Below are 6,353 nucleotides of genomic sequence, written 5' to 3'. Positions count from 1 at the left end.
CTCCTGGACGGCGTTGGTCACCTTGGTGCCGTGGCCTCGGTCGTAGCGGGCATTGCGCTCGTCGGCCTCAGCTTTCCAAGGGGGAAGCGCAGCGCCGAGCATTATGCAGGCTGGGACAAGTACGTGATCTGAAAGTATCCTCGATCACTGCTGGCTCCATTGCGGACCTTGATCGCGCATCGCACCGTCTCGCGTGCCTTCGTCGCCGCTTTCTTGCGTCGTTCAATCGGGACCGGTTCACGGTCACGATCTGTCGCCGGCGACGATCGCCCGTTGACGCGGCGATGTTCATCATCGGCTGCCTTGGTGATCGCGCCCTCCGCCCAATACTGCTAATGAGAGCTGTTCGCATAGTGCGCGACGAGTAAAGCTTGGAGACGATCACCCATATGCCGTCACTTCGGGTCGCGCTGATTAAGCCTGCACTCGCGCTGGTCGCGTCGCTTATGCTGCTGTTGATTCCCGCTGCGGCGACGGCCGATCCCGGCGACGTGCAAACCGCTTGGCGTCTGCTCGATTATATGGCGGTCGATTATGGCGGTGCGGTCGCCAACGGCGCGGTCACAAGTGCGTCCGAATACGCGGAGATGACGGAGTTCGCCGCAGGCGTGTCCACCCGCCTGCGCGCGCTCCCTGCGACACCTGAGCGGCAATCCCTGATCCAACGGGCTTCGCAGCTCCAAGGCGTGATTGCCCGCAAGGGCTCGGCCCAACAGGTCGCGGCGCTCGCCTACGGGCTCGCCGCCGATCTGCTCAAGGCCTATCCGGTTCCGCTCGCCCCGGACAAGACACCGGACATCTCCACAGCAGGAGCGGTTTTTCGACAATCCTGCGCGTCCTGCCACGGCATGACAGGCAACGGGCACGGTCCCGACGCCGCCAAGCTCGACCCGCCACCGATCGCCTTTACTGATGCCGAGCGAGCGCGCCAGCGCAGCGTGTTCGCGCTCTATCAGGTGATAAGCCAAGGCATCGACGGAACCGCGATGCAGAGCTTCGTCGATCTGTCTAGCGATCAGCGCTGGGCGCTCGCGTTCCGCTCCGGCAGCTTCGCCTCCACCGACGCACAAGCGGTCGAGGGTGAGCGGCTGTGGAAGTCGGACGCGAGCTTGCGGGCACGAATTCCCGACCTGAAAACCCTGGTCGCGCTCACCCCCGCCGCGCTTGCGGGCAGCATCGGGCAGGTGAAAGCCGACGCGGTGCTCGCCTATCTGCGTCGCCACCCCGATCAGGTGATGCAACAAGCCCCAAGCCCGCTCGCCGTGGCGCGCGCCAAGCTTGCGCAAAGCCTCGCCGCGTTCCAGCGCGGCGACCGGCGCGCTGCAAAGGAACTGGCGCTGTCCGCCTACCTCGACGGGTTCGAGCCGATCGAACCGACGCTCTCGGCGCGCGACCCGAACCTCATGTCCCGGATCGAAGGCGCGATGGGAGAATATCGCGCCGCTGTGGAGAGCAGCACGTCAGCCGATGACGTGACCGAACGAGTGGCAGTGCTGGGCGGCCTGTTCGATGATGCCGAGGCCGCGCTCGCGCCCGACGCCGCGACGCAGGCGTCCACCTTCTTGGGAGCCTTCACGATCCTGCTGCGCGAAGGGCTGGAAGCTCTCTTGATCGTGGTGGCCATGATTGCGTTCCTCCGCAAAGCGGAGCGGCCGGAAGCCATGCGCTATGTGCATGGTGGCTGGGTCGGCGCGCTCGTCGCCGGCGGGATTACCTGGGCGGTTGCCACCTATGCGATCGGTATAAGCGGCGCGAGCCGGGAACTGACGGAAGGGTTCGGCTCGCTGTTCGCGGCCGTGGTCCTGCTCTCGGTCGGAATCTGGATGCACGGCAAGGCACAAGCTGATCAATGGCAACGCTATATCCGCGAGAAAATGTCACGGGCGCTATCGGGCGGGTCGGGATGGTTCCTGTTCGGGCTCGCATTCCTGGTTGTCTATCGGGAGGTATTCGAGACGATCCTTTTCTACGCCGCGCTCTCGACACAGGGGAACACCGCGATGCTGCTGGCCGGGGCCGGCGCAGCGATCAGCCTTCTCGCCGTCATCGCCTGGGCAATGCTCCGCTACAGCCGGACGCTGCCGATTACGCAGTTCTTCCGCTACAGCTCATGGCTGATGGCCGCTCTGACGGTCGTGCTGGCCGGTAAGGGAGTCGCTGCTCTCCAAGAGGCGGGGATCATCGACATAGCGCCGCTCGCCAGCGTGCCACGTATCTCGATGTTGGGCCTGTTCCCGACATTTCAGTCGGTGCTGGCACAACTCCTGATGCTTGCCGCGATCATGATCGGGTTCGCCTGGAACCGCCGCGCCAAGCCGCGGACGGGCGGGCCGCTAGCCTAGCGGCAGGGCAGGTGACGCCCCTCTCTAAAGCGTTGCTGCCAACCCTGACCGTGCATAGCACCGTCTCACGCGCCTTGGCTCGCAATGTAACGGGAGGGCGGCGGGGAAAGCGCCGCCCTCGGGCCATTTACGCGGCCATCTTGTCGCAAGCGTCGGCGCACTTGCGACACGCGGCGACGCAATCCTCCATGCCGTCCAACCCTTCGCAGCTCGACGCGCACGCCCGGCAAATCTCGGCGCACTCGCGGCAGATATGCCGGTGGTGCTCGGACTTGCGCGCCATGAAGTCGATCGCGACACTGCAAATCTGAGCACAGTCCAGCATCAGCTTCATGTGCTGAGGCTCGGCGTGTCGCCCGCCCGCCTCCAGGCAGTGATTCATCGCCATGTGAAGGCAGGTGATGTGGCATTCATGGCAGGCGTCGATGCACGCCTTCATCTCGGGATCGATCTGATGCATTGTCTTTCCTTCCATATGCGCCCCCCTCCCCTTGTATATACGCGGTACTTGGCGCTATCCCTCGCCGCGGTTTGGACTTCACCGTCCTTACGGCTCGGACCATCGTCCAAGGTCAACCCTTTTCTTTAGCGCAACGCAGACTCACATGTTCCACTCCGATCGCAAGATCGGGCAATCCGGTCGATCTCCGCCCGCGCAGCGACGCGCCAGATCTTCGAGCGACTTGCGCATCGCTCGGAGCTCGTGCTCCTTGCGCTCCATCTCCGCGGCTCGTGCAAGCGCGAGGGCCTTGACCTCACCACTCGCCCGATCGCCGTCCTGCCACAGCGCGACGAGCTGGCCGATCTCCGAAATTGGAAAGCCCAGATCGCGTGCGCGGCCGATGAAGCGCAACATGTGGACTTCGCGTTCGTCATAGTCGCGGTAGCCGGAATCACGCCGCGTGGCCTTCGGAATGATGCCGATCGCCTCATAATGGCGGATCATCCGCTGGCTGACGCCCGAAGCTTTGGCCGCCTGTCCTATATTCACGTATCGCCTCCTCAAGCCGCTGTCGGACGCCAACGGCGAAGCGTCAGAGCATTGGCGACGACGCTGACACTCGACAGCGCCATCGCCGCGCCGGCGATCACCGGGCTTAGATACCCGAACGCTGCCAGCGGGATGCCGACCAGGTTGTAGATGAACGCCCAGAACAGCCCCTGGCGGATCTTGGAATATGTCCGTTTGGAGATGTCGATCGCGTCCGCGACCAGGCGCGGATCGCCCCGCATCAGCGTGATGCCCGCTGCGTGCATCGCAACGTCTGTTCCGGTTGACATGGCGATGCCGACATCTGCTGCAGCGAGGGCAGGGGCGTCGTTGACGCCGTCCCCGACCATCGCGACCGTGCGGTCCCCGCCCCGCAATGCTGCTACCGCATCCGACTTTCCTTCCGGCAGGACATTGGCAACGAAATCGTCGATGCCGAGCTTGGCCGCCGCTGCGCGGGCGCTTCCCGCATTGTCTCCGGTCAGCATCACGCTGCGTATGCCACGGCCATGCAGCGCCGCCACGGCAGCAGCGGCGGAAGCCTTGACCTCGTCGCCGAACGCCAGAAGGCCGAGAAGGCGGCGTTCGGGCGCGCGTTCCGCGACCCAGGAGACCGTCCGTCCCTCGGCTTCCAGCCTGGCCGCCTCACTCGCCAGCGGTGTCATCACGATAGCTTCGTCGTCCATCAAGCGCGTGCTGCCGAGGATCAGGTTGCGGCCGTTGACGTCTGCAGCAACCCCGCGGCCGGGCAGGCCGCGCATCCCGTTGGCGCGGGCGGGTTCGACGCCTTCCGAGCTGGCCCACGCCAAGACGGCCCGGGCGAGCGGATGCTCGCTTCCAGCCTGAAGCGCCGCGGCGAGCGCGATCAGCTCGGCGCGTTCGGCCCCCTCGGCCGGCAGTGCGGCCAGCAGCGAGGGCTTGCCCTCGGTCAGCGTGCCGGTCTTGTCGAACGCGACGATGTTGATGCGGTGCGCGGTCTCCAGCGCCTCCGCGTCCTTGATGAGGACACCGGCCCGCGCGGCAACGCCCGTGCCGGCCATGATCGCGGTCGGCGTGGCCAGGCCGAGCGCGCACGGACAGGCGATGACGAGCACCGCGACCGCGTTCAGGATCGCGACTTCCACTCCGGCGCCGGCGATCAGCCATCCGGCGAGGGTAAGCGCGGCTATGACGAGGACGATTGGCACGAACACGGCGCTGACCTTGTCGACGAGCCGCTGGATCGGAGCCTTGGCGCCTTGCGCGCTTTCGACCAGGCGCACGATGCGGGCGAGGGTGGTCTCAGCCCCCACCGCCGTCGTCTCGACCAGGATGAGCCCGTCCGCGTTGATCGATCCGCCGGTCACTGGGTCTCCAGCGGCCTTGGCGACCGGAAGGCTCTCTCCGGTGAGCATGGATTCATCGACATGGGTCGCTCCCTCGATCAGTCGTCCATCGACGGGGATGCGCTCCCCGGGCCGGACGCGGACGCGGTCACCCGAGCGCACCTCCGCCAGGGCAATCTCTCGTTCGCTGCCGTCGGTGCCGACAACGCGAGCCTGGTCGGGCCGCAGCGCCATCAGCGCGCGGATCGCCTCTCCGGTCTGACGCTTGGCGCGGCCTTCGAGCCATTTGCCGAGCAGGATAAGGGTGATGACGACGGCCGAAGCCTCGAAGTAATAATGCGCATCCATGCCGTGCATCGGCGCGAACAGCAGCTGGTAGAGGCTGAGCCCGTAGGCGGCCGATGTGCCGATCGCGACCAACAGGTCCATGTTGCCGGTTCGGGCGCGCGCGGCCTTCCAACCCGCGCGATAGAAGCGCGCGCCCAGCCAGAACTGCACGGGCGTCGCGAGCAGCAGCTGGATCCAGCCCGGCACCGCCACCTCGATACCGAACGGGGCCAGCAGCATCGGAACGACCAGCGGCAGCGACAGCGCCGCGGCGATCAGCACGTGGCGGAGCTCTCTTGTTGCGGCTGCGTCGCGGCGGGCGTCCTCGGCGCTTCGTTCCGCCTCCGCCGATCCGGTGCGCGCGAATGCGGTGTAACCAGCGCTTTCGACGGCCTCGACCAAGACATAAGTGGGGACGCCACCCACCGTTTCGATCCGCGCCGTCTCGGCTGCCAGGTTGACACTCGCGGAGCGGACGCCGGGCACTTTCAGCAGCGCCTTCTCGACCCGGCCGACACATGAGGCGCAGGTCATGCCCGTGATCGTCAACTCGGTCGTTTGCGTCAACGGGGTGTAGCCCGCCGCAAGAACCGCATCGGCTACGGCAGCGACATCGGATCGTCCATCGACGAACTCGACGTTCGCGCGCTCCGTCGCGAGATTGACCGAGACGCCGGCGACGCCCGGCACCCCGGCGATGGCGCGCTCCACCCGCCCGACACACGTCGCGCAGGTCATGCCATCGATGGCCAGCGACAGCCTGTCTTCGCTTCTCGCCTGTGTCTGCATTGGCAGCTGCGCCGGGGCGCTCATGGTCGTCTCCACTACTGAGTCGATGGCCTTATCGTCCCTCACATCGTGTCAAGGTCAACAGCTAAATACACCCCTTGACCCTGACACAGTGTCAAACCCCACATCTGCTTCATCCACCTCATGGAAGAACGAAGATGATCGATTTCAAAGTTCAGGGAATGACCTGCGGAGGCTGTGCGCGCGGTGTGACCAGCGCGCTTCAGCGCGTCGATGCCAAGGCCGTCGTCAACGTCGACTTGGCGAGCAAGACCGTTTCGGTAAACTCGACGGCCGATGTACAGCAACTCAAGCGGGCCATAGAGAAGGCCGGCTTCGCGGTGACGCAATAGAGAGCCCTATTTTGCCTGAGGGCTTTCGGGGCGGGCGCGTAAAAGGATTGTGTGTTGATCCGCACGCGCCCGCCTCGCGATCATAAGTGCACCGGCCTGAAACGGTCATGACACCGGCTGAAGCCTCAAAAGTCCGCGTTGTTACTTTATGGGGCGGGCGCGACCTTGACGGTGCATCGCACCGTCTCACGGGCTTTCGCAGCAGCTTCTACGCACCTTTCAATCG

At 65.4% G+C, this 6,353-nt stretch carries 5 protein-coding genes; 2 read left to right on the top strand and 3 right to left on the bottom strand.

Going from position 1 to position 6,353, the window contains the following annotated elements; all coding sequences use genetic code 11:
* The first annotated feature begins 389 nt into the window (after positions 1 to 389).
* The gene (locus AX681_RS16280) at positions 390 to 2,342 is read left to right on the top strand and encodes a cytochrome c/FTR1 family iron permease (protein ID WP_046407128.1); all 1,953 of its coding nucleotides are present in this window, start codon (positions 390 to 392) and stop codon (positions 2,340 to 2,342) included.
* A 127-nt stretch (positions 2,343 to 2,469) separates the two neighbouring features.
* Here AX681_RS16280 and AX681_RS16275 read toward each other — a convergent pair whose 3' ends face one another.
* The 3 genes from AX681_RS16275 to AX681_RS16265 form a co-directional block, all read right to left on the bottom strand.
* Complete coding sequence (locus tag AX681_RS16275; protein ID WP_231733629.1) at positions 2,470 to 2,817, bottom strand: four-helix bundle copper-binding protein; 348 nt, start codon at positions 2,815 to 2,817, stop codon at positions 2,470 to 2,472.
* Positions 2,818 to 2,943: 126 nt separating this feature from the next.
* On the bottom strand, positions 2,944 to 3,333 hold the full coding sequence (gene cueR / locus AX681_RS16270) for a Cu(I)-responsive transcriptional regulator (protein ID WP_066655886.1): 390 nt from the start codon (positions 3,331 to 3,333) through the stop codon (positions 2,944 to 2,946).
* 11 nt (positions 3,334 to 3,344) lie between these two features.
* Positions 3,345 to 5,798, bottom strand: a complete 2,454-nt coding sequence (locus tag AX681_RS16265) for a heavy metal translocating P-type ATPase (RefSeq protein WP_269430554.1) — start codon at positions 5,796 to 5,798, stop codon at positions 3,345 to 3,347.
* Between the two features lie 134 nt (positions 5,799 to 5,932).
* Between AX681_RS16265 and AX681_RS16260 the strand changes: the two genes are divergently transcribed.
* Complete coding sequence (locus tag AX681_RS16260; RefSeq protein WP_007407007.1) at positions 5,933 to 6,127, top strand: heavy-metal-associated domain-containing protein; 195 nt, start codon at positions 5,933 to 5,935, stop codon at positions 6,125 to 6,127.
* Positions 6,128 to 6,353 lie beyond the last annotated feature (226 nt).

The sequence above is a fragment of the Sphingomonas sp. CCH9-E2 genome, assembly GCF_001557215.1.
Classification (GTDB): Bacteria; Pseudomonadota; Alphaproteobacteria; order Sphingomonadales; family Sphingomonadaceae; genus Sphingomonas.
The sequence above is the reverse complement of the archived record's forward strand: the minus strand, read 5'-3'. Positions and strand labels throughout refer to the sequence as shown.